The following is a 25,574-nucleotide window of genomic DNA, read 5'->3' as shown; positions in this document are numbered from 1 at the left end:
CTCTATTTCTTTCCGCAAATACTTCGAATTTCGGCTAATGATTTTCCTTGAAGCGAAGGGGGCATTTCTCCTTGTAAGACAGCGGGAAGATCGTAACTCGTAATTGTTCCATCCGCTATTTTTCGACGCCATTCATCTATTCTTTTCTTAGGTATTTTCTTACCATATTTCTGTGTCAATCTATCCGGCTGAGTCAGAAATTTAATGGCTTTATTGCAGTCTGCTTTGGAGGGTTTTGCATCTTCAATTGACGAATCGGAAAAACACTGATCAACAGCCCAAGCCCCGCCTATCACCAAGCCCCAACCTACCCATTTGGGCCAGGCCGCATCTGTCGGCTCCATTGTGGCGAGGTCAACAGTGAATGCGGGTATCACAACATCAAGTGTCGACTCCCCTGTTGGATCCGTGTAAAAGAGAGGGTTTCCACTAGCATAAGCATAAGTATTTGGACCATCACCCAGCCCAATAGGATCGGATTGAATGTATCGCCCCAAACTCGGATCATAATCCCGAAAGTAGTTATAGAACAATCCCGTTTCCGCATCGGCATACTGGCCAGGAAACCTAAATGGTTGATTATTTACGAATTCGCTACCGTCGCCGAAAGCATCCCAGTCTTTCTCCCATACCACACCACCATTTGAATCTGTAACAGCACTAGGTGCTCCTAGATGGTCAGTATGGTAAAAATACGTAGCCTTACTGCCAGTAGATGAGGCGACCAGCTTGATGGAATCTGCAATTGCATAGCCATCACTGCTTGCGATTAAGCTAACTGTACTAAGCTCATCCAGTTCAAACTCACCAATGTACTGCTCACCAGACTCAAGTGTTTGATCAACTTGTACAAGAGCGTCACCGTTAACATGTGTTATTCGGTAGGTAGCTTGCTGAGTTCTATTTCCGTGCGCCGTCCAAGTCGCATATATTTTTCGAGCCCCCTGTTGGCTCACTAACTGATCCCATGTCGCAGAAGGTTTCACCTGATCTTCCGAGGCGACCGCAACAGCGTCAGCTATTGTATATCCATCCCCAGCCCCCAGAAGGGTTATTACGGAATTTTCATCTAAATTGAATCGTCCCAGTAAGAACCATTCGGTCTGCTGGGTCTGATCCACTATCACGGTATCGCTGCCATTGGCATGTCGTATCGCATAAGTCGCATTTGTCGACCTATTAGCATGAGAGGGCCATTTCACATAGAGATCCCTCTCTCCGTGACCAGCAACGGACCATTCCGCGTAACGAGCTGGAGGATCGGTCGGCTCTAGCTTTACAGCATCCGCAACCACATAACCGGCCCCGCTTCCCTCTAATCTAACAACACCGCCTGATGACAAATCAAAAACGCCAAGCGAATACCAGCCGCCAGAGTTTTGCGTTTGGTTGACAGTTTTAGAGCTTTCGACTCCATCAATGACAACCGTATACACTGCACCTTGATCTCGGTTTGCGTGGGCCGTCCAAGATACATAAATTTCAACATCACCACTGTAAGGCGCTAGCGGCCATTCGGCAGTTTCGCCATTAAGCCCTTGACTCGCCAGATAGCCATTGCCCTGGAAGCCTTTGATAGCATTGGAGCTGGTCCAGTTTCCAGTGGCTTGTATTGCTGAGTCATCAACAATAATCACGCCTTCCGGCTCTGGTCCAAAGCTATGTAAATATCCTTCCTCTTCATAACCCTGAACTGCATTTGATGCCACCCAAGACCCCACTGCCGAGAAGTCTACTGATGAATTATCAACGATTTTCTCAAATGCTATTTCAAGTACAGGCTCATGTAGCGTGTAACCATCGCCCTCGAAACCGGGCACATTGTTTGAACCTACCCAGCCACCAGAGTGGCTAAAGTTATCTGACGAGTCATCGAATACTATACTTTCTCCGTCGGACGCCTGTATCGTGGCAATAGGGACTTCATTGAGATAAATGTACTCGCGAACGATCTCCCCGTCAGGGGCCACTTCGGAAAGGATTTTTCCAGAGTCAGAATATACAAAATAAAGTGTTTCGTTGGATGTCGACTTAGCAACTCTTTGTCCCACATAGTTGTAGGTATAAGTTGCTACGTTAGAGTCATCCCTTTTTACGCCCGCGAGACGATTATTATCCGCATAGTCAAATGTCAGATCATCTTTCTGAGTCGTATTGCCTGCTTCATCATAGTCAATTGCAACTGGAGTTCCCCCCACTGTGGCACTACTCAGTTTGTTTGATAGTGGATCATAGTCATACGAGGACAAAGATCCATCCTGTAGCTTTGACGTTCGGTTGCCGTTTAAGTCGTACCCAAAACTAGCACTTTCCTCAGGGGAGGAAGATGTTTTCAGTTGATTGATTTTGTCATAGGTATAGTTATTTGACTGAGTGTTATTAAGAATTGTTTCAATATTGCCATTAGCATCATAGCTATACTCGAGCGATACAATCCCCTGTGTTGTAGAGCGATACAGACTGTAGTTCTTAAAGTATTCGTTTGTAAGCTCTGCACCATTAGCGTATGTAAGAGAATCGACCCCACCGAAAGGTACATAGCTAATATTTTCTACAATAGGGGAGAAATTATCTTCTCCAGGCATTTTGACCGATATTGTTGAAATATTTCCACTGAGATGGGCTCTTTCATACTCAACTACCATGCCGCTCGGGTAAGTTTGCTCAACCAAACGGCTTCTTGAGTCGTAGCGGTAGCTAGATTGGAGAGAAAGATCAAAAATGTTCACTGACCGGACAATTACGTTCCCCCAGGGGTCATACTCAAAACTGGTGGATCCAGACGGATCAGCCACCTCCGACAACTTACCTTTGGCGTACATCCCCTGATCGTAGGAATACGAGATGTTCAGGTCAGGACTTGCTGGATACTGTATTGTTTTCAGCCTATTTAGAGCGTCATAGGAATACTCTGTAACAATCCCATTCCCGTCAATTTTGTAGTCTAAATTGCCCGCTTCATCATACTCATAAGTTGTAATGCCTGAGTCAGGACTTTCTAGTTGCACGACCTCATCAAAACTGTTGTAGCTGTATACAGTTTTGTTTCCGTTAGGGTCAGTGACTTCTTTTAAATTTCCATAAGCGTCGTAATCATAACCAATGGAGGACGTATCCGGTCGAACTGTTTCGTCTGCGTAACCTAATGCATCATAAGCATAGGTCGTTGGCTCGTCCTTACCATCTAGGGTGGTCGTTAGACGCTGACTATGATCGTAGACAAACGACTCATAGTTACCTTCACCATCCTCAATTAGCTCAATGTTGGACCACTCATCGTAGTCCATGCTTTGAGTTTTATAGAGAGTGCCATCACGATAATAAGCTTCCTCAACAGTATTTCCTGCTGAGTCTAGGGTGTACACAATGGAGTCCGTGCCGTTAGTGGTAATGGTTTCTAGTCGACCAAGACCATCATACGTATAGACGGTTTCTGCTCCATCTTCTTGAATCGTGCGAATGAGCTGATCACTGGTATCGTAAACGTACTCGACGACTTGGCTTTCCGATGTCAATGGATCGGTGGAGGTCACTTTCGCAACTTTTCCACTCTCGGAGTATTCCAAAGTTTGAGTAATACCGTTTTCATCGGTAATCAACTCCGGTTTTTCGAAGCGATTATAATTTGAATAGAGTCTTGTATGACCTAGAGGGTTGGTCGTGCTTTCGAGGCTCCCGTCAGAGTAGTATGTATGAGTTACCACATCTGCAACATCCGTTCTTGGCCCGTCAACCTCTATGACCAATCCCCTGTCATTGTACTTGTACGCCTGACTTCTTGTTTCTTGTGCTTGCGAAACTAGGTGCGCAGACAAGGCCACTGCCGCAATTGTATAGGATAGAATCTTTGCCTTTGATAAGTTCATGGTCACATCCTTATGAATCGATTAGTTTAATGAAGTTCTAGACTGACTAGTTTTTCTACAATTGTCGTCATACTGATACTCCATCAACACTCGACCATCCGAACTAGTAGCCGGTAATTCACAGTCGCTATCCCACGTCACTTCTTCAGTTTTAACAACCTCTCCACTCACGACAGTGTCTTTCTGTAAAACCCGGCCTCTTCCGTCTCTTTGATAATCTGTCAGTACGCCATCACTATCAATTGATTGAAGTAAATGACCAAGCCTATTGTAAGATTTTTCCGTTCGAACGAACTCATCTCCGTTTGGCCCGCCTTGAGTGATTTTGGTGGTTTTGTAAACGCCGAAGTATTCACCAAAATATCGCCTCTCCACCAACCCGCTTGAATGAGTGACTTTGACATTTGGCTCAGATGATTCAATATCGCTGTAATCCAGCTGAACAACATCGACTTGATTATCCGAACCATCTAATTTATAGGTTTTGATGATTCTACCTTCGTTGTCGTAAGAAAAACCTTTCTCTAGTACACCTTCTGAGCCCACAATTGCAGTTAGAAGTTTTGGATTATTAGGATCTTCATACAGAAAGCTTTTACTCATTCCATTATAGGTGACACTCTCTAGGTTACCTTCAGTAGACCAATTAAGTTGGGCATCACTATCTTTAGGTACTATTAAATCTGGATTTGAGTTGTCCGATCCAGGCTCTCTCACCAAGACTAGATTTCCTAGATCGTCAATTATTGCATCGTACCCGACATCGACATTGCTCGCCCTGACGAGAACAACGCTTCCGTCTTCATTTTGATTCCAGGTAATATTCAAAGAATCATTTATATCCCTATGGAATATATCTTTTATTGTCCCGTCCGGAAGTATTGTATATATGCGATTCAACAACTCTACAGTGAACTCTTCTGACAACTCTCTATCACCGTATCCCATTGCGCCATAGGGAGCACAAGGATACACCCCTTGGCTCTTGAGCATTGTCACAACTCTTCCGTCAGGAAGCTTCAACTTCTCGACCTCATCTGCATAATCAGGGTCATCTAGTGCTTCTAAGCCGGCCTCTAGCTCATGAGACCATGAGCCATCGACACTATTGTAATAGAGGCTAAAATTGGCCCTTGTATCAGAATACAGCGACAGCTCTTGAAACAAATTTCCAGCGTAAGGGTTTACTTGCCCTTCAATAAGGCAGTCCGGGTCACACATCGGATCACCTTTATTCATCTGTTGCTTCAGTGCATCATCAAAAACAGGCAGAACAAGACCATCCATTAACGACAACATCAAGGACTCAATGTCAGTATTATATATTCCCCCAATTCTACCTGACTTAGATTCCTGCCCAAAAAAGTCTATTACTACTTCAAACTCTTGGCCTAGTTTGTCATCCATGCACCAGAAGTGGGTATATTCTTTAACTTGGCCTTCATACGAGCCAGACTTAACGGCCTCGTTATATACATCTGCGAACCAAAAACAAGCTTGCTGAACTTCAAGGTCAGTAACTGGCATTTTTAATCCCCAGCCAAGCTGAGAAAAGTACTCTCCCTCATCCAAAGGTATGCAATCATCGGATATGGACGTTTGACACAAGGCGTAAAGTAGAAATGTTGCAATCAATTTTTTAGTCATCATCAATGTTTCCATACAATCATGTGCTAGTAGACAGGGCAAAATATCTGTAATTTGAATATGCAGACCTGAAGGCACATGCTTGCATATATTTCAAGCCTAGTTCAGGTATTTTGCAGCGTGGCTGATTCAAAGAGTCAATCAATTAGGCCAATTCAACTCAACGGCTTGAGTGAATACATATTCAATATGAGGGGGAAATATTCTAGAATTTTTTGAGGCATATTATTCATGGGGCTTCCTTGAGTTCGACTTTCCCTAACTCTAGACATACGTTAAAAACGTTGGTGGAAGATAATACAACGTTCAAGCTTAATAATAAAGCTTGAAGTACATTGAATATGAGTAAAAATCAAATTTTGTATTGATTGATTGCTGTGAGGTGCTTGGGATTTCTTTCGCCCTATGACTCAAACATAGGACGATGCTCGAGGACAACACAGTGGGCAATCACGATGAGGTTCTAGTAGCTCGCGCCACCCAATGCCTGTGAATTTACAGAAATGAAAACCCAGGCTTAGCCCTGCATGGCATAAAGCCAATGGGAAAACTGACGCTGGCCGCAAAGCCTTTTAGTTTTGGCTCTGCTAAAAAGAGTACCAAACAAGCCGTACACACCGAGTTATGGCAACAATTGTGCCATAAGGGACCCGTAATTTCGTTTTGACATATAAACTTTCTTCTTAATTCAAAGTGTCAGTTGTTGTATATACATGCTAGTTGATTGTAATGGCTGCCTACTGGTCTCTTGAAGCTAGACATGTTGCGACAAGTTATCTTCGATCATGTCTAGGTATTTTTATATTGTGTTAGGCATAATTATTATGCCGATATTCCTTACAGGCTGATTGTTAAAAATAACTAGGCCATCCAACAACAAGTTCTGCTACTTGCGGTTGGTCTCAGCCTTTAGCCATGTAAACCGCTGCTTTCCCTATCGCTTGTACCACAGAACGAAACCGTTACGCTCCCAAAACAATACTTGATCTTATCGCACTGACGATTACAGAACAAAAATAGCGCTGGCTCAAAGGGCGATAACGCCATGTCCTGCTCAACCAAAAATCGAAAAGCCATAAATGGACTTGCGTATATCAACATGGCCACGGTATAAATACACCGTAACGTCATCGGCAGGTCTAAGCATCAATCACCCCGGCTTGTTTGAGCTTCGTCAAGGCAGCACCCAAACCATCGGCCGACACCTGCAGGCGCAGCGAACCTACGGCCAGCGGTACCACGCCTGATAATGAAGGTAAAGGTGTAACGCTGAATGACGACGACACAAAAGCTGCGGGCTTACGCGTCTCCAGTGACAACAACTTTTGCCAACGGTAAAAATTAGACAGAATAATATTGCGCTCTTTGCAAAAGCGCTTGCTCGAAAGGCCGCCCTCTTTCCATTGCAGGAAAATACGCTGCTAGTATTGCTGGCGCTCGGCATGGGCCGCGAACTTGCCTCCAGATTGAATATTTGGAGGCCGATTAATGGTGTAAATGGCGGAGGGTAAGATGGTGTTTATTGAGCGCTTACAGAGAAATTATGGCATCCATTTCTGCGTGGATAGCTCTGGAGTATTCTATGAGTGATTTTATCTGGGATCCATTACGCAGCCTTTCAAGTCCAAGGTTTCGTTTTCAAGAAAATGAACGCTTTCCATTTTCTTGAATTCTGATCTCATTTCTTTGAATCGTTCTCCGTACTCATTGCCATAAAGCTCATGGTTGCCGGCAATAATTTCTGCTCGATGTCGTCTACTACTGGAGTTGCTGTCGTCAGCTACTGGTAATTAGTCAGTTCTCGACAATTTAAGCGCTGAATCAAAACACAGACCCCTTCGCCAATTATTTATTGGCTGAGTGAAGCCACACATGATAAATCTGAATTGGACCAGGCGCCCCATACTCTAGGTGTGCCCATTTTCTAGGATGTGATGATCGGAATGTGATCGGTCGCTGAGTAGTTGCTACGGTTACCAGTGCGCCATCAGAGGGTGCACATCGCGCAACGAGGGGTTTCTGTTTATTGCGATTGAAACACTGCACTAAAGCACCGGGCAATACACTTTTGTCGAGCACATAGCCTAGCATTAACGCGTGAGGCATTGCCCAAGCGTATTCTCCATCTACAAATCTGCGTATACCATTCTCAATATAAGCTAGTGGTCTCTTATCTACATCCAAAACTTTGCATTCAACGAACATGGCGTCCTGTCTCACGTCACTAATACCAGGCCTCATATCTAGAAGGCGAATGGTAAGATCTGGTTTTTTGGAGATCGATTTATTCTGGTAATCGCAGCACTCTGCGCCGCGAACTGGCGATTGAAATCGACCTCGGTTAAAACCAATGGCATTTTCCGTGTCCAGCATTCGATGCAATTCGTATTCAAGTAGATTTGTAAGATGATTTTCAAGCTCTGTATGCTCTTCATCTATTGAGGCAGTGGCTTTATTCCACGCCACTTTGAAAGCTGAGTCGATACAATCGATCAACGATTCGCTCCACTCCGGGAAAGGAAAATCGGTCAACGAATTTGACATGGTTAGAGTCACGGCTTAATCCTTTAAGAAACGAGTATCCTTTAAAAGTTGCAATGCAATCAGTCGCGCTCGGCTCAACGTCCAGTAGCGATACTGATTCAGTATGCCGATATGGGTGCATTGCCTGGACCGAATAGTAATCATGCTCGATCCAGAGGCATCGGCAATCTCTGATATAACATCCTCATGTCGCAGGTCGATTGAGGGCGAGCATTTTGGGGTGATGCTAATAAAATTCCAGCTTCTCAGCGTATCATAGACGGATGAAACGTTAACGAGAGTTGGCTCCAATGCCTTTTTTAGCTCACGGCAGAATAGTTTTAATTCGGCTTTGGTCACTGGTCGCTCCGCTAGATTTTTGGATTCCGCAACGGGTAAGCCGACTTGTAAAGTGTCAGAGATAACCTGTCTAGCATAACGGTCGATCTCGTAGATTGAGTAAACCAAGTCGTTGAGAATGGTGCGATCATACGAATTAACGAATTCGTTATACGTGCTGTCGATACGGTTCTTCATTGCCTCAGATAGCAATTCGTAGCGAACAAAAGGAAATTTCTCGATATCCGCTTTATGAATAACCTCTCGTTCAATCCCATATTGCGAGCTTATCATCAAGGTGTAGTAACGTAGCAGGTCGCTATTAAGTACCGCAAACAGGTATTTTGCTAAAGCCGTCGCCTGGGGATGCCCCTTACAAGAGTATCCGTAAAAGGATTCGTTATAGGCAATTGGTATCTTGCCGAGTGCGATCCTGGCCGTCTCGGTATCAGCTCCCGCACCGGGGGCTTTGTTGATGACGACGAGTGGAGGCTGGTACAGGGTGATTTTCCGAACCCGATGCAAACGAGGGTAGTCGAACTTAGGCAGCAATTTTGCGTTGATCACATAGCCTGCCCCACTGCTTTTTGAAAGCATCTTTGCCCCCAGCTCTATCAAGACTGATGCGTCTTGTTTCTTCGACGTGGTTTGAAAGCCGACACCACACCGTCCTTTCCCTACTCTAGTGTCCCAGTACTCTTGGAGCTGCATGGCGTAACCCTGCTGCAGTAGAGACTGGATGTGGTCAATAACGGTCACATCTAGCGGTGTTCCCTTGTACAGTGTCTTCAGAAGATGGGGGCGCTCTTCAAGTGCGGCAGCTTGTACTGGGTCCTTCGAGTGGAAGTCGATCCGCATGCGACCCTGGCCATTATTTAGAGATCGTTCGTGTTGAGGGCTAATGTAGTTGAAATAATTATGTGACGTTGGAAGTGCGTTTCGCCCAAACAGCAGGCAGAATTGAGCTGCGATACGTGGCCAAACGCGCGAATTGCGTAGCGCCGAGCCGTTGATGATACCCGTAACGTTCAATGCCTTGAATAAACTGTTTCTTGCCTCTAGACCTTGGTCCGAGTTTTTGAATAGGACGCGTGCGTGTAGGGCAAAGGCAATCACCCCGTCGGGTTTAGCCCAGTCCATGCTTTTCCACACAAAAGGGAGGTCAGGAACTTGATCAGGATTCTGGTACGTTTTGACCACTTCATCGAGATGCTCAGGATCTCGCCGCTGCGCTACATCCCGTACGACACAGGTCAACCGCTGCGAGAAGCTTTTCGGGAAACTGGACCAAGGTGGATTGCCGACGACGACATCGTATTGGGCGTTTACGTTGGCTGGCACAGCAGTTCCCAAGCTCCCCATGACAACCGAGTGCTCAGGCCATGGTTCAGAGTTGGTTCTGACAAGGTGCAGAACCGAGCCGATAAGGTTGTGGTCGAATTTTAGTTTTGATGTTGGCAATGGTTCAGGGTCCAGTTCTAGAGCGGAAAGATAAAGCCCTAGTGCCGCCAGCGTGAGAGCAGAGCGATTAATGTCGAAGCCTGCAATCTGATTATACAGGATATCACGGATTTTCCAGGTGTCTGGGCGTACACCTGAGGCTGCCCAGTGCTCGGCGATCAACCGTCTGAAGGCAAGAATAACAAACACGCCAGCACCACAGGAAGGGTCTAGGACTTTGGCTTGGTGTGTTGGGGCCGTGGTTACCCCGTCAAACGCCTCCGAAAGTATATACTCGGCGATGTGCCTAGGTGTGTAATGAATACTTTCTTGGCGGGCGCTCACCCGTACACCGCTATCGAGGTTGCCATGAGCATAGCGCTCGTACACCTCACTGAGCAAGCCAACAGGTACGTGCGCAAAATTGATGAATCCGGGTAATGGTTGCTGGCCTGACTCATCCGCGTGACCAAGAATAAATGAAAGCTTTTTAAATACGCTTGGGTCCAGTTTTGAAAACCAAGATTTGTAAGAACGCGCGGGCACGGGCAACTTGAGGAGGTCCCCGTTGAAGGTGGTATCGAGCCAGGAATTAGTCAATGCGGCCAAACGGGGCGAGCTAAAGCAGTCGATGGTGTTGCACGAGGCGAACAGTTCCGGAAATGTACTCTCAGTGATGATGTCGCGATCTAACAAAAACCGCGTCAACAGGGCGCGTCCCGTCAGGGCCAATATGGTTTCGTGCTGTCCTTGCAGGGCTCCAGTGGTATTGAGCTCTCTTCCGACGTTCATCAAGAGGTTAAACAGTGTGTTTTCAACTGTCTTACGCTGGGCTGATCGGGCTTGCCGGCTCTGTCCCAGCATCTCGGGCACGTCTCCCTCGAGTAGATCGCGAATGAAACCGACTCCACCTGAATGGCCCTCACGCACAACCACGCGCTGACTGGCTGGCGAGTTCATTTGATCCGTTGACTGGACGGGATAGACATCCAGCTGGCCCGCATACACAACGGCTAGATACGCCAACTCACCACGACATGCCAATACGTTTAAGGCTTGATGAACTTGTTCGGTGCTATCGCTCGGGCTTTTCGAAAGGTTCTGGGCGTCGAGAAGGTAGATCAAGGGGCGGCCCGAGGCCTCGATAACACCCGACAACTGTGGTGAAGACGGATCGTCTGATACGAGGGACAAGTAATCGATGAGGCGCGGGTCACTGGAGTCGAACAGAAGGATCTCTCGGGCAGACACTCCAAACCCTTCCACTGACTTAATGAAATTTGATTTCATTTTTTAGAGCCTTTTTGTCGTCCTTGTTGCTTCGGTCGGTTCCAGTAAGGACTTTTGCACTTGGGGCATACTGTCGGCTTCTCCGCTTTATTGCGAGCGACCCACTCATGCGAGCAGCGTGTGCATTGATATCCAGGAATGAGAATTTCAGGCATCAATCCAATCCTTGGGATTGCATAAAAAATTGGATGATAACATAAATATACCCCTAATAAAACATCTATAATATATACTTCTTAGTAATATATTATAGGGAATTGCAATGCGAATTAATGTGTCACGAGATAAGCCGAAAAAATCAGATACCTCTTCATAGGTGAGCACAGCATGAAGAGGTAACAGCTTGACTAAGCGTAGTGGTATGCTAGGACGGGCGTTCGGATTAATTGGTTGACGAGCGATGATGGCCAAAAGGAGCCAAGGAGCTTAAGCAGGCCCGTGATTCACGGAAAGAGAGCGATGACTCCGCATGATTTCTCTAACATCACCGGAAGATAAATTCTGGGTGTGACAAAGATCTCGGCGCAATAGATCAGTTCTGCTCATCTAGCCGTAGAGCACTGCCATGAAAAATAGCGCCAACAGGCGGCATCTTGCCGGCTGCGCTACAACCCAGCTGCATTTGCGTTATGTCATGGTCATCGTTTAGCAGCCAGACTGTGTAGGGAGTCTTATGAATGGGGATGATAGAGAAGCATTCAACTGGATCATTGGTCCGGCAGCGAGAGCAATCGCCTTCGTGGCCGAGGAATCAATCGTCGCCGGTACGTTGAATCGAAGCATTATTTTTCTCGAAGGCAGCGAGCCATTACTCCGTGCAGCACGCGAAACTCTTGAGACACACGGCGCTGATGAGGCGGTGCGCGGGATAGACCGACTACTCTCGGAAGCACCAACCCTCAGCAAGAACACAGCAAAACTCAAAGAGAACGACTTCGGCATTGTGAATAGTCATAGCTTTATTGGTGTTTGGGGCGCTCTTGAAGTAGCCATTGAGGATACTGTGACCCTCGTACTGGAGAAGGATAAAAACGCTCTCGGCTTGGTTGCTCAGGCCGGAATCAAGACAAATACATTTGAGCAGGGTCCGCTATCTGAGGAAGATGCTGGTCGTCTCTATCGCCGAATCGAAAGCCAGCTACGGCGTAGTCTGAAGGCCGGAGAGTTTTACGTTAAAGTCTTAGAGATATTCGGAATCGACATCGCTTGCAGAAGTAGTGTGCTTTCGAAGTTGCAGGAAGCAAACTCCGTCAGGAACTGTTTACTGCACCGTGGCGGGGTAATCGACGATAGGGCTGCGGAATCCTCATGTGCGCTACGTAGGCTGAAAGGCCAAAAGATCCATATTACTCAGAGCAGATACTTGGACTACTACAGTGCGGTATCCAGCTTTCTCAAGGAGATGCTGGCGGCAGTGATTGCATCGCCTTACACAAGAATGGCCAATGAAGAGGAGGAAGTGTAATCACACGAGCTGGGCTAGCATCGGTGTTGCTCGGTAAGAGCGCACGAATGTAATCATTGGAGTACCAGTCTCTCAGTTTCTTGTCTTTGGGGCTTTCTCGGTATTTCATAAATTTTCTTACTGCGAGTGGTGTTCCCCACAAAAAGTAGACACTTTACTATGCAGCCAACGCTGCTTTCTCTTCAAGCGCGACTGGACTCATGCCGACGCTTTCAGAATGCCTTCTTTTTCGATTATAAAAGACTTCAATGTCGCCAAATATACCTAATCCTAGCTCGTCAATCGACTGGTAGCTTTTCGCATAAATGAGCTCTACCTTCAGTCGAGCATAAAAGGATGCACAGCCAAATTGAAAATAGCAATATTAATCAAGACGAAGACCGAATTGACTTAACACTCCCTAAGCTAAACAATTCGCTACTAAAGCTTTTTAAGATTGATATCGCCCATTCTTTTGCTTGGGCATCAGAGGCCTCTTCATGATTAGATAACCCTTGCACATGATGTAGAGATCGATGACTATAGTTCTCGAAGTATGATGCAGCTATATTTCTAACTTTCTCTGTTTTCCATTCATGACCTTTTTGATGCCACCCGTTTCTTACCGCCACAAGGCCAAGAAATAGTTTAAAGTCTTCGTTTGACATGCAGCGCCCATCCTTTCTAAACACCAAAAGGGTACTACGACCCGACTCGTTCGCTTTCAACTCCAACTCCATCAAATAGATATATCCCAAAGTAGGAATCCTGATTTCAACCCATGCAATCTGTCTAGGCCTTCTAGATTGTCCACCATCGGGCGCATCAATCATTTTCCAGCTTCTCTTTCTCTTATCGAGAGGAAATGAGTTGACGACTTCACCATCGATTTGGATGGGCTCTGCGCCATATCGAGTCATAACCTCCCATTCCTCCTCAATTGTCAATTCTCTAAGCTGCTTTACCATAGCAATAAAAATTTCTAGATCCCTGCTTGCCGAGACATGGGAGCCGAAACTGTTGGTTCCTTCATTATTAGTGGCGTCGTCAATAGGTCTATGCAGCCCATTTTTTCCATGATCGTTAGATGGGTACACTGGATACTCATCTTCACCGCTACGAATACGAGTAAATTTAAGAGATCCCAATACACTGAACCGATTTTCTGCCAAATGAACAACAGACGGCGTAGTCGCAAGCTCATCTTCTTGCCCTTCATTTTCCTCACATTCTAACTCATCTTCAAATGGATCGTCCTCGGGCTCCCCATAAAAACCCTCTTCATCATTGAAAAGTCCCGGATCATTGGCACTCCCTCCTTCATCACTTTCAATAACCGGATCGAATCCATCTTCGTAACTACAACTAATGATATTTGATACGAATATCGCCCATATTTGTTTCCCACCAGGCAATTCATATGGAAATGATTTTCCTGCAACAGTTAGCTTCGTCAGCCCCTTGAATGGAAAGCTCGCTTTGATTGTAACTGGCAAACGATACGAGGTATCTGCTGATGAATCATTCTTTCTGACGGCATAATTGATACTATTTCGAGGGTAATTAAACCAAGACTTTCCTTGCTTATTAAAAAAGCTTCGATAAGCAACGTATTGCTCTTCCATGCTGAGAATTTTTAGGACTTTAAGTCTATCCCCTTTCCACTCTACGTACCTATCCATACTGCCTGTTATGGCTGAATTACAAAATCGGTTACTGACGCATATATAAAAATTAAACAGCTCAATACATGGAATGGCTAAGTACTTTGTAAAACTTTTTTGATTGAGAACGGGAACTATTGCTAAGTAGCTAGCATTTAAATTGGATACGTTGTCACCAAATTGAATAGCTTTCAATGGCAGAGCATAATCAAACTCAATCCCTTCTAACTCAACAGGTTGACTATATCGAACTATCTTTATATCTCTTGTATCTATCTCGTATTGGCCATCCATCACCCCCGGAAGATAGATTCTTTCACCACCCCTCCATACAGAGCCAGTTTTTAATTCTCTAATCCAGTTCAAGGGAATATCCTTGATTACCTGATGCTCGCCATTGAGACTAGAACTATGCAAAGGTTTGGCGATTTGATCCTTGTGAAGCCCAGACATATAGACATTGGTTTTCGGATATCTACCATTAAATCCATGTATTTCACCAATTCCATCAACACGCCAGCAACCTGGTTGTTTTGAGATTCGAGCTTTATTTGCATCTCTGGGCATTCGCACTCCAACAATTCATTATTCCTTCACAGTAGAGTCTAAATCCTGACACTGGAATAATTCAACACATAATTAGCTATTGGGAACTTCTACACTTGGGTGTTTAGTTTTGATACTAACCCAATAGCTTACTCAATCTTTTACGACAAGCTGTTACGTCTGCGCCAAACAGGCTAGCTAAAACTCCTGCATTAACATAGACACCTCTCCGGCGAAGGTAATCATATGCCACAAGGAATTCTTGATCACTTGGAAAATAATTCCTCCCATAGAACTCTTCCTTGAACACTTTATCAACCCAAAAGGGTATAAATGAGTAATCGGAGAGAACCGAGCATGAGAACTCTGTTCCTTTCGATAGAGTAATCAATCGGTACGGCCAATCTTCTAGAAGCCAAAACACAGAGCTCATCAAAATGCAGCGCTCAAGCGAGGATAATGAGTCAACCCCCTTGCGATTCTTAACACTGGTCAATGGAATGCCAGAAGCCCACTCAATTCTGTATGCCAAGCTCTCTGACCGGCTCTTCGTGAGGCAGCTTGCTAGAACCCATAATCCTGAAAACACACATAACCAATGCGATGTAGGAACAGGAAAAGTAATTCTATCTTCTATGAATGCTCTTAGAAATTCGAGATACGTCCGAGACACGTAGTGATGAATCGTATCTTTTGGGCCTTGATTCAACGAAGCGTAGCATTCAGAGCAACATCCCAAATCCGACAATGGAAGATCATATTTCTTACCATTAACGGCATGACGATGAACGGCAATATATGCCCCACAACATGGACATGAATCTCTCAAAAGAACCTCATGTATCGGGCACACTGTAAAAAAAGATAGTCTCCAGTACATTCTAAAATTTGGGGCTTGATCTTCTTCGAGACACTCTGGGCAATAATGCATTCCGCCACGATTTCGTTTTCTGTGATAAACCCCGATAGGAATCAAATGCTTAGTTAACGAACTAGGACTCAAATGCTCATATACGCATCCCTCATAAGCTTTAAGGCTCATAGAATAGATGGAGCGTGTGGAATACATAGTGCTTTGGGATAAGCTCAGCAACAATTCTTTAGGTGGATTACGATCAATGTCCCGAGAAAAGAGAGACGGCGAACATTGCAGGATCCGTGTAAAGAAGCTATTTAGAAAAAATCCATTGCTCAACGCCAGCCTAGTCAACCATGAAGATAATATTTCATGCTTTATTGGCTTAGGTTGGATAGGCAATATGATCATTAGAGCGCGTTAACATTTTCCCGCATGCGCATCCCTGGGCCAATATATCCACACTTTTGGATAGACTCTAGATCAATGAACTCTCGTCCATTTCTCAGGGAATATGAAGCGGCAGTATTTAAAAGAGTGGATATTTCACCGATCGATCCCTCTGTGATAGCCAGGATTTTCTTGCTCAATTCGGGGGAATGCAGGCTCGACCGGGATTTTAAGGGTATTACGCTTTCAAAGGTACTCAACAACTGGCGGAAGCTCTTGTTATATTTCCACCTGGGGATAATCGTTGGAGGAAAACGATTTTGAATTTGAGGATCAACACTTACAGCTCTTAGCAAATCAGATGTGCCACAACCAACAATAGATACCTGAAGCTGATTACTCAGATACTTAATCATGTTTAAAAAGTGCTGCTGCTTGGTTGATGATCCTGCCAAGATATTATGAAGCTCATCTATGATCATGACCTTCAGCTCTATCCTCTTCAGCACCGACATGGTCCGCTCTCTTTTCGCTGCGATAGAAGAGGCAGGCACTCTTTCATAGAGTTTACATAGTATGTGAGTGTAAAAATCCGCTTCAGAAGGCGTAGGAGGTGCCTCGAAATACATAGTTGGAGTAATAAGGTTTTCTGTATCAAATGATTCGTCAGGCAAGTGAAGTTGACAGAATCGTTTAACGATTTCCGTCTTCCCATTATTCGTTGCTCCGACCAGTAACATGTTGGGCATCCTCGACACTCGCGGATGACACAACAATCCCTCCATTTTATGCATAGCATCCTGAGCAGCCGGATACCCAATCCATCTAGACTTATGAATGTCTTGAATCCTGTCATCTACATTCATCTCGAGTTTCGGGATGCAATCTTGATGTAAGTGCGAGTAATTATCCATCCATAAGCCTCAACTAATATCAACATCTGTAAATGGTTGAATATCTTCATCAGAATAGTCGCCTGCCACCTCTGAAATCACTTCGGTGACTTCAACAGTTTCGGCATTATTCTGCGCTTCGTTCCAATTTGAACGCCGCTGTACAAACCGCCGCTTACGCTTCTCTGAAGCTCTCTGCTGCTTAGCTAAGCGAGTTTTTTCTATTGACACTGCCTCAATTTCTCGCATTTTAGCGATACCCTGAAAGATTACATCTTCGCTAATCATGGCATTGTGCTCATCCTTGAGGGACCTCTGAACTTCCCTCAACTCCCATAAGCTTATAGAGGGTCTAGTGCTATCAAGGTAGGGAATAGGAACATATTTGTGCGTATCGGGGTCAAAAAAATATACGATGCTTATATCTCTAGGGTCTCTCGCAAAAATATACTTTCGTGCCTTTTTATTTTTGTCTTTGGAATTTATCCATTTCTTAAGTACGTGGGAAAAGTAATGAATATTGTCAATCACTACCCCTTGCCTCTGAACAGAGCGCTCCACATAGGGTGTGAAATCAAGTCTTAACGTTTCCTCATCTTCAATAGGCAAAGGCATGCCAATACCTGGAGTGCTGCTGTTACCGAAAATAAGTTCTTCATATTTTTTTATAGGTGGGATATCAGCAATTCCACGATGAGGCTTATGATGATAGTAATACACAATAAAGACCGTAAACCACATCTCTAGCTCGCGTAAAGTCATGCAAGCTTTACCTTCTGAGTTATAGTCAAGCTTATCTTTTACGCTGGAGAAAGTTGTTCCTGGGATGGTATGTACTTCTGACATAAATGTCCGAAATACACGTTCGACATGGGGGCCGAAATTAGGCATTCCACGGGGGCGAAACTCCAGGATAATACCATGTTGTTGGCACGCTCTTCTGAGCATATTCCCTCGAAACTCCTTAGCATTATCAACATGTATCTTCCTCATCTTGCCATGGATTGGCCATTCGATATCTATATTTCGATTAGCTAACCAGTTATCTTTTGTCGCAATAGCATGAGCAATACATAAACCTGCGCTATGAGCACTTGGGTGCTCGAGCGTTAGGCAAAATCCCGATATCATGCGGGTTGCCACGTCGATAGTAATCGTTAAAAATGGTTTACCTATTGGTTGTCGGTGCAAGTCATCAACTATGATTAAGTCAACGGGTGTATGATCAACTTGTACAACGGCGTTGGGGTAATCCGCCCCAGGGAATTTTCCTAAAATCGGTCGATAGGCTTGTTTTGCAGCTTTGGATCCTAACCGCCTTTTTAAGGCTTCTTTTTCTTCTATTGCAGAGACTCTTGCATAAATTGTGTTTTTATCTGGTATAGGTAAATCCAAGTTGAAGCATTCACTCTTAATTTCTTTGTAGAGTTTCAGAACGGAAGGCCTTTCAGGAACAAGAAATATTTGTTCAATCTTTGCAATGATAACCTCTTCTACCTCAGCATCAATTTTTAGAGCCCCTTTATCACTTCGCTCTTTCCTTAATAGAGATGACACCAAGCCAGTTTTTTCATATGCGCGAATCCAGCGATATATTGTGGTTATACCTTTACCGTTCTCTTTTGCTAGCTTTCTAACATCTTCTGCGGTACGAGTGTGCATATCTAAGAGAGGAGATATAATCTCAAAACGCTCAACTGCTGATTGCCAATCAGCGTCCTGAGAAACGAGATGTCGATTGTCCGACTTCTCTATGTGCTCTAAAGAATGCTTGCTTCGAAGATCGCTAATACGAGCAATGGATGTTTCGTCTGTCTCAACACTCCGTACGATAGCTTCACTGAATCCCTTCAATTCAAGAACAACAACACTATCCCCATTGAGATAAGCAAGACTGCCAGGAGACACCGATTTCATAAATCACCTTTCACTCGTATCAATGTTTTCATTGTGAGTGGAGCGTCTAGATCGCATACAATGCGACCATTAGCGATCAAATACCAAATGACCGGAAGCACTTTGGCTTGATCTCGCTTATGGCTAAAAAGAGCGGCCATCAGGAGACTCGGATCTGCTATTCCCAAATCATCAAGAATAGTGAGAACATATTCAGCCATTGGCTCTTCAACCTCCCAGGCCCTATAACCCCAAAGAAACTTAGCGTTCGCAAGATAGGGGGTTCTAATTTCTAATTCTGTTAGCACTCTGAACCTCCATCCCCTTCTGCGTGCAACTGATCGAGTCTTTCGCAACTTAGGAAGCAATTGTCTTTTTTGATCTTTTAGGTCAGCTCGGTACTTGATCTCATAAAGTAGCGGAGGGATGCGGAGATCTTCTCGGTAATACACAAGGCCGTCTGGCGTATAAGGCCGCTCAACACCAAAGGAATCAACGTAGGTAATAGTAAGAGGCTGAGGGATAACGCTATCAATGCCTGAATCGAAGCGGGCGAGTTCCATAAAGTCCCTCTCCAGTGCAGACTCATAGGAGCCAATATCTGGAATAGCACCGGAGACACTCCGGTTCGTGATACCGATCAATCTGGCTCTGGAAGTATAAAAATTTGAGCTCATTACCATTTATCTCTAGAAGTAGGTGCTATGATATCACTTATGACTAGAACTTACATCGCTTGAAGTGGCAGCAATTTACTCCATTGTGGGCGCTACCGTCCCGCACGACTGGCAGCAACGCCCCTTTCGCGCGCCTCACCATACGGCTTCGGCAGCAGCTCTGGTGGGCGGCGGGGCCGTGCCCAGACCCGGTGAAATTTCTCTGGCGCACGGCGGTGTCCTGTTTTTGGATGAACTGCCGGAATTTCAACGCCAGGTGCTGGAGGTACTGCGAGAACCACTGGAAAGTGGCGAAATTCAACTATCACGGGTGCGGGCGCAAACCCGGTACCCGGCGCGCTTTCAGTTAATAGCAGCCATGAACCCCTGCCCCTGCGGCTACTACGGCCACGATGACCAGCGCTGTCGCTGTACACCGGATCAGATTCGCCGTTATCGCGGCCGTATATCAGGGCCTTTGCTCGACCGCATTGACCTGCATGTCCCTGTCACCGCAATTGCACCGACCGAACTGCGCTCGGCCGCGACGGGCGAGGCCAGTGCGACCATTCAGTCTCGCACTATAGCGGCCCAAAAAACCGCACTGGACCGCCAAGGTTGTGCCAATGCCGACTTAACCGCCCCGCAAATTGACCAAGTCTGTGTACTGGGAGATACCGAACACCAATATATGGAAGCGGCCGTGCGCAAACTGGGGCTATCCACGCGGGCCTATCACCGGGTATTGAAGGTCGCGCGAACGTTGGCAGACATGGCGGGCGAACCGAACATTCAGCGCCCACAACTGGCCGAAGCCATCAGTTACCGAGCGTTGGACAGAGGCGTATAACATTCGATTAACGGCGCGCTGAGCTTATGCCTCGTCATCATCTGGCGGCGTATTCAAAGAGACGTCCGCCAGGGTCATACCGACAATGGCTTTTTGCAGACGCTCGTAACTTTGGGGCGGTGCTAAAAAGTAGCCCTGCATCTGGTCGCAACCTTCGGCTGCCAGCCAGTTCTGCTGACGGGCATTTTCAACCCCCTCGGCCACCACCACTTTCCCCAGGTTGTGTGCAAGATTCATCATCGCCGACACCAAACGCCGTTCGCTGCGTCTTCGCAGTAGGTCGGTCATAAACTGAGAATCGATCTTCAGCGCCGCTATTGGCAGGCGCTGCAGGTGCAAGAAGGATGAGCTCCCGGTACCAAAGTCGTCCAGGGTGAAGGTGACCCCAAAATAGGACAATGGCCGCATGCACAAGCTGACCATGTCGATGTTTTCCATCAGTGCTGTTTCGGTCAGTTCAAATTCAATCTGCGCGGGGTTAACGCCGGTATCACTGAAGATATTAGCCACGTACTGCACCATTGATTCATCGCGAAACTGTCGCGCCGACAAATTAATGGCCATTTTAATATCGATGCCGACATCACTTTTGAGCCGCTGTAAGTCTTCACAGGCGCGCCGGATGGCCCAATAACCAATGGCAAATATCAATCCGGTATCTTCGGCAATCGAAATAAAACTGTGCGCACTCAAAATACCTTTTTGCGGGTGATTCCAGCGCAGCAACGCCTCCAAAGCGACGACTTTGCCGGACCGTACCGCAAAGCGCGGCTGATACTCGAGATACAGTTCGTTGTTCTCCACTGCCCGGCGCAGGTCTTCCTCCAAACGCAGGCGATAACGCACATCGCGATTCATTTCCTCGGTGAAAAAGCGGAAGTTGCTGCCTTCGACTTGCTTGGCCTGGTACATGGCCAAATCGGCCGATTTCAGTAGGGAATCGGCGCTGTGCCCCGCTTCAGGATAGGAGGCGATACCGACACTGCAGCCGACGTTAATCTGATAGCCGCCTATTTCATAGGGCGAGGTGATTTGTTCAATGATTTTTACTGCCAAATGGGCCAGGCTTGAGGAGCTTTCGACGTTGAGCAAAAGCAAAGTGAATTCATCGCCCCCCATACGCGCCATGGAATCGCTGCGCCGCAGCAAGCTCTGCAGCCTTTCGGCACACAGGCGAATCAGCCCATCGCCAATATCGTGGCCGTAGCGGTCATTCACCACCTTGAAATCATCGAGGTCGATAAACAGTAACGCAAAGCGCGATTTATCCCTCGACGCCACGCGAATGGCGTTCTCAAGCCGGTCGCGAAACAGCACCCGATTGGGAATGTCGGTTAGAGGGTCGTGGTGAGCCAGGCGGGCCAAGTGCTTTTCGGTGCGCTTGCGCTCTATAGCGTAGCGCAGGGCTCGCTCCAACCAATAGGCATTCAGGGTATCGAGCGCCAGGTAATCTGCGGCGCCTGCCGGTACCGCCTCGCGATCGAGAATATGATTCATCTGGTTGGTCAGCACCACAAGGGGCACCGGACTGAAATGACTTTTAACCGAACTGAGTAAATCGCGGGCCGCTATAGGGTCTTCGCCCGAACAGTACAAGCCAACACTGTGGTCGCCGGACAATAACTCGGCCAGGCCATCCTCTTCGGTATTTCCGGGCGCAAGGCGGTACTGGCCGGGCGCAACTTCGTCCAACCAAGCGCTAATCTGATCTAACAGTTCCTGATCGCCATTCAACAGCAATACGCTGGTGGTGGATGACATTCGATTAATCCTTGCAAATTCCGTCTTATCGTTGCTCTTAAGAGCTTTTCTGAGTGCTTGTGCAATTAGCCATGGCGCCAATATGAGTGCCACACTTCGCCTCCCTGCCCCTCAGTGTAGTTGCGCCAAAATCAACCTGTTAGGATTGATTAGCAAACATACACCATTTCAGCAAAAAATTGCACAAATTTAAGGCGTCTTTACCTCTTTGATTCCCAGAGCCCGATGCCATTGTTACAATGGCACTCTCGTTGAATAACTCTCCAGCACTTTCACGCGTTCTACCCAGAGGCTCTGTGACCCGACTCAATCCCCGCCAAAGTGAAGCGGTCCATTACATTGACGGCCCTTGTCTGGTTCTGGCTGGGGCCGGCTCTGGCAAGACGTCCGTTATAACCCGCAAAATTGCCTATTTAATCGAGCAGTGTGAAATGCCCGCCCGGCATATTGCCGCCCTGACATTCACCAATAAGGCCGCGCGTGAAATGAAAGAGCGGGTCGGGTCGCTGGTGCGAGGAAAGGCCGCGCGAGGACTCACGGTAAGTACATTTCACAACCTCGGTCTTAATATCATCCGCCGTGAGGCAAAGACGCTGGGCTTTAAACCCGGATTTTCCATCTTCGATGCCGAAGATGCGCGTGCGCTGCTAAAAGAGCTAATGCTTAAGGACGGCGAGCTCGACAGCGATCACCTGGATATGGTGCAGCATCAGATTTCCAACTGGAAAAATGACCTCACCACGCCCGAAGCCGCCGAAGAGCATGCCCAAAGTCCTGCCGAACTGACCATGGTGCGTGTCTACGAGCGCTACAATCAGGCCCTGCGTGCCTATAACGCTGTAGATTTTGATGACCTGATTTTGGTGCCGGTAAATCTGTTTATGACCCATCCTGAAGTACTGGCACGCTGGCAGCGCAAGATTCAGTACCTGCTGGTGGACGAGTATCAGGACACCAACTCCAGCCAATATTTACTGGTCAAGCAGCTGGTGGGTGGTCGCAATGCCCTGACCGTAGTCGGTGACGACGATCAGTCAATTTACGCCTGGCGCGGCGCCCGCCCGGAAAATATGGTGTTGCTGAAAGAGGACTTCCCCAACCTGCATCTGATTAAGCTGGAACAAAATTACCGCTCAACCAGCCGTATTCTGCGGGTAGCCAACCACTTAATTGCCCACAACCCGCACGAGTACGATAAGGCACTGTGGAGCGAGATGGGCCTCGGCGATGAAATTCGGATCGTTAAGTGCGCCAGTGAGGATGCCGAGGCCGAGCGCGTCGCCACCGAAATACTCTCCAATAAACTGCGCCGCGGTGGCAAGTTTAGCGACTACGCCATTTTATACCGGGGCAACCATCAGGGCCGCCTGATGGAGATTAAACTACAACAACATCAGGTGCCCTATAAAATAAGTGGTGGCTCTTCATTTTTCGGTAAAACGGAGATTAAGGACATCATGTCCTATCTGCGCCTGTTGGTGAATCCAGACGACGACAATGCTTTTTTGCGCATTATTAATACCCCGCGCCGGCAGATAGGCACCAGCACTCTGGAGGCGCTGGGCCGCTTTGCCAGCGACCGCCATATCAGCTTGTTTGCCGCCACCGATGATATTGCGCTACAGCGGCATATTCCCAAGCAGAACCTGGAGCGACTGCGTACCTTTGGCCACTGGATAGAGCGTATCGTCGAACGCTGCAGTGGCCACGAACCCGTCGCCGCCATTGAGCAAATGATTGACGATATTGGTTATGAGGCGTGGTTACACCAGAACGCCGCTAGCGCCAAAGCCGCTGAAAAACGCATGGAGAACGTGCGCTACCTAGTGGACTCCATTCGTACGATGCTGGAAAAAGGCGACGATGGCGACAAACTGACCATGGAGGACGCCATCAGCAAACTGGTGCTGCGCGACCTGCTGGAGCGCCAGGAGGAGGAGGAAACCCTCGATCAAGTGCAACTGATGACCTTGCACGCCTCCAAAGGTCTGGAGTTCCCCCACGTGTATCTGGTTGGCATGGAGGAAGACTTACTGCCCCATCGCAATAGCGTGGAAACCGACAACATTGAGGAGGAGCGGCGCCTGGCCTACGTAGGAATTACCCGCGCCCAACGCACTTTGGCTATGACATTGGCAGGGAAACGTAAACAATACGGCGAAGTGTCAGAGACCACTCCCAGCCGCTTTATCAGCGAGTTGCCTCAGGATGATATTGCCTACGAAGGCTTCTCACCGGCCACTAAAGAGCAGGTAAAAGCCACCGGCGAGCAGACCTTGAGTAGCTTATTGAATATGTTTGATTGACGGGGTACGGGGTACGGGGTACGGGGTACGGGGTACGGGGTACGGGAAAAGTCTATTCGTTTTCCGTTGCCCGTCAACCGTTCTCCATATACAAAAACAAAAAAACCCGCCGAAGCGGGTTTTTAAGCAATAATGACTACAAATTACTGGCTATTTTCTACCAGGTATTCAACCGCAGCTATCACTTCTTCGTCACTGCAAGTCGCGCACAAACCCATCGGCGGCATGGCATTAAAGCCGTTGATCGCGTGATCATTCAACGTGTCCATACCTTTGGCGATACGATCGGTCCAGTCAGCCGCTTCCCCATATTTAGGCGCGCCCGCCACACCCATGCCGTGGCAGGTATTGCACGAGGTGTTATACACATCTTCACCTGAACGTGGACCGCTGCTGGCCGCCGCTACCGGGGCCGCTGCACAGTCGTCGCCCGACATACACGAGCTACCCGCCGGAGCAATACGCTCGGCTACTTTGTCATTTACAGCCGCAGACTGGCTGAAAGCAATACTGGAGGCCATAAGCCCCAATCCCAGTGCGACCATTAGGCCGATGATTTTTCTCGCTTGGCTCACGGATGCTTCCTCTGTGGTTGAACAGTGTCACTGTACTATTGTCAGGCGCGCATTATAGCCAGAAATCACCCTATAGGTGAACAACCCAGCGCTCAGACTAAGTCCGCCATAGACGATCACGCTGAGTATTAGTAGAATGCGCCCTCCGCAAAGATGGTCACCGGCCATAAAGCAGAGCTGGCACAGGGCCAGTTTAATAAGCCTGATTACGCATCCTAGGCTCGCAATAGGTTTAACGACCATAAAGGAGCTTAGACAAAATGAATAGAACAAGGCGTAAAAGTGAAGATGTAGTGGTGCTACATTGAGCTTTTACAACACCGGACTATCCTTTTTGGCGACGCGATCTATGGTTGGTAAGCCTGTTGCGAGACTCAGCTCAGTTGGGTGAGGCAAGTGTTTGCAAAGCGCCGCTTTGCGCGCCGCCGAACGGCTTTCAGCTGCGCTGGAAGACCGGACCCGAACGTAAGTGAGGGGAGAGAGGTAGCGCGATCAGCGCTACGATCTGAACACTGGCACAGGGCCAGTTTAATAAGCCTGATTACGCACCCGTAGCTCAGTTGGATAGAGTAGCGGTTTCCGAAGCCGTTGGTCGCGCGTTCAAATCGCGCCGGGTGCGCCATTTTCTTTAG

At 47.1% G+C, this 25,574-nt stretch carries 15 protein-coding genes, 1 tRNA gene and 1 pseudogene; 4 read left to right on the top strand and 13 right to left on the bottom strand.

Features of this window, described 5'->3' with window-relative positions:
- Positions 1-2: 2 nt before the first annotated feature.
- The 5 genes from QWI17_RS19925 to QWI17_RS19905 form a co-directional block, all read right to left on the bottom strand.
- Positions 3-3,866 carry a golvesin C-terminal-like domain-containing protein gene (locus QWI17_RS19925; protein WP_302724282.1) on the bottom strand — a complete coding sequence of 1,288 codons (3,864 nt, stop codon included), beginning with the start codon at positions 3,864-3,866 and terminating at the stop codon, positions 3-5.
- A gap of 21 nt (positions 3,867-3,887) precedes the next feature.
- Positions 3,888-5,528 (bottom strand): RHS repeat domain-containing protein, encoded by a 1,641-nt coding sequence (locus tag QWI17_RS19920; protein WP_302724281.1) that lies wholly within the window; start codon positions 5,526-5,528, stop codon positions 3,888-3,890.
- A 1,124-nt stretch (positions 5,529-6,652) separates the two neighbouring features.
- On the bottom strand, positions 6,653-6,922 hold the full coding sequence (gene tnpA / locus QWI17_RS19915; RefSeq protein WP_441294598.1) for an IS66 family insertion sequence element accessory protein TnpA: 270 nt from the start codon (positions 6,920-6,922) through the stop codon (positions 6,653-6,655).
- Positions 6,923-7,358: 436 nt separating this feature from the next.
- Complete coding sequence (locus QWI17_RS19910; RefSeq protein WP_302724279.1) at positions 7,359-8,069, bottom strand: hypothetical protein; 711 nt, start codon at positions 8,067-8,069, stop codon at positions 7,359-7,361.
- Between the two features lie 3 nt (positions 8,070-8,072).
- Positions 8,073-11,105: an Eco57I restriction-modification methylase domain-containing protein gene (locus tag QWI17_RS19905; RefSeq protein WP_302724278.1), complete on the bottom strand. Its 3,033-nt coding sequence runs from the start codon at positions 11,103-11,105 to the stop codon at positions 8,073-8,075.
- 673 nt (positions 11,106-11,778) lie between these two features.
- Between QWI17_RS19905 and QWI17_RS19900 the strand changes: the two genes are divergently transcribed.
- On the top strand, positions 11,779-12,570 hold the full coding sequence (locus QWI17_RS19900) for a hypothetical protein (protein WP_302724277.1): 792 nt from the start codon (positions 11,779-11,781) through the stop codon (positions 12,568-12,570).
- A gap of 157 nt (positions 12,571-12,727) precedes the next feature.
- On the opposite strand, the pseudogene QWI17_RS23720 reads toward QWI17_RS19900, so the two are convergent.
- The 6 genes and pseudogenes from QWI17_RS23720 to QWI17_RS19880 form a co-directional block, all read right to left on the bottom strand.
- Positions 12,728-12,895 (bottom strand): annotated as a pseudogene (locus QWI17_RS23720) (IS3 family transposase); the annotation flags it as partial.
- Positions 12,896-12,938: 43 nt separating this feature from the next.
- A complete protein-coding gene (locus QWI17_RS19895) occupies positions 12,939-14,780 on the bottom strand; it encodes a hypothetical protein (RefSeq protein ID WP_302724276.1) in 1,842 nt (613 codons plus the stop codon).
- Positions 14,781-14,895: 115 nt separating this feature from the next.
- Positions 14,896-16,026 carry a TniQ family protein gene (locus QWI17_RS23715; protein ID WP_368045376.1) on the bottom strand — a complete coding sequence of 377 codons (1,131 nt, stop codon included), beginning with the start codon at positions 16,024-16,026 and terminating at the stop codon, positions 14,896-14,898.
- On the bottom strand, positions 16,026-16,871 hold the full coding sequence (locus QWI17_RS19890; protein WP_302724275.1) for a TniB family NTP-binding protein: 846 nt from the start codon (positions 16,869-16,871) through the stop codon (positions 16,026-16,028). Before QWI17_RS19890 ends, QWI17_RS23715 begins: the two co-directional genes overlap by 1 nt.
- A gap of 57 nt (positions 16,872-16,928) precedes the next feature.
- Positions 16,929-18,815 carry a TnsB C-terminal domain-containing protein gene (locus QWI17_RS19885; RefSeq protein WP_302724274.1) on the bottom strand — a complete coding sequence of 629 codons (1,887 nt, stop codon included), beginning with the start codon at positions 18,813-18,815 and terminating at the stop codon, positions 16,929-16,931.
- Entirely contained in the window at positions 18,812-19,357 is a 546-nt protein-coding gene (locus QWI17_RS19880; RefSeq protein WP_302724273.1) for a TnsA endonuclease N-terminal domain-containing protein, read from the bottom strand. Before QWI17_RS19880 ends, QWI17_RS19885 begins: the two co-directional genes overlap by 4 nt.
- A 178-nt stretch (positions 19,358-19,535) precedes the next feature.
- Here QWI17_RS19880 and QWI17_RS19875 point away from each other — a divergent pair, with 178 nt between their 5' ends.
- The gene (locus tag QWI17_RS19875; RefSeq protein WP_302724272.1) at positions 19,536-20,300 is read left to right on the top strand and encodes a YifB family Mg chelatase-like AAA ATPase; all 765 of its coding nucleotides are present in this window, start codon (positions 19,536-19,538) and stop codon (positions 20,298-20,300) included.
- A 24-nt stretch (positions 20,301-20,324) separates the two neighbouring features.
- Here QWI17_RS19875 and QWI17_RS19870 read toward each other — a convergent pair whose 3' ends face one another.
- Complete coding sequence (locus tag QWI17_RS19870) at positions 20,325-22,061, bottom strand: putative bifunctional diguanylate cyclase/phosphodiesterase (protein ID WP_302724271.1); 1,737 nt, start codon at positions 22,059-22,061, stop codon at positions 20,325-20,327.
- 296 nt (positions 22,062-22,357) lie between these two features.
- Between QWI17_RS19870 and rep the strand changes: the two genes are divergently transcribed.
- Positions 22,358-24,367 (top strand): DNA helicase Rep, encoded by a 2,010-nt coding sequence (gene rep / locus QWI17_RS19865; protein ID WP_302724270.1) that lies wholly within the window; start codon positions 22,358-22,360, stop codon positions 24,365-24,367.
- A 143-nt stretch (positions 24,368-24,510) separates the two neighbouring features.
- Here rep and QWI17_RS19860 read toward each other — a convergent pair whose 3' ends face one another.
- Positions 24,511-24,942, bottom strand: a complete 432-nt coding sequence (locus tag QWI17_RS19860; protein ID WP_302724269.1) for a c-type cytochrome — start codon at positions 24,940-24,942, stop codon at positions 24,511-24,513.
- A 545-nt stretch (positions 24,943-25,487) separates the two neighbouring features.
- On the opposite strand from QWI17_RS19860, the gene QWI17_RS19855 reads away from it, so the two are divergent.
- A tRNA-Arg gene (locus QWI17_RS19855) sits at positions 25,488-25,564 on the top strand.
- Positions 25,565-25,574: the final 10 nt, after the last annotated feature.

The organism is Gilvimarinus gilvus, from assembly GCF_030518155.1.
Lineage (GTDB): Bacteria > Pseudomonadota > Gammaproteobacteria > Pseudomonadales > Cellvibrionaceae > Gilvimarinus > Gilvimarinus gilvus.
Note: the sequence above shows the minus strand (reverse complement) of the source record. Positions and strands in the feature narration are given on the sequence as shown.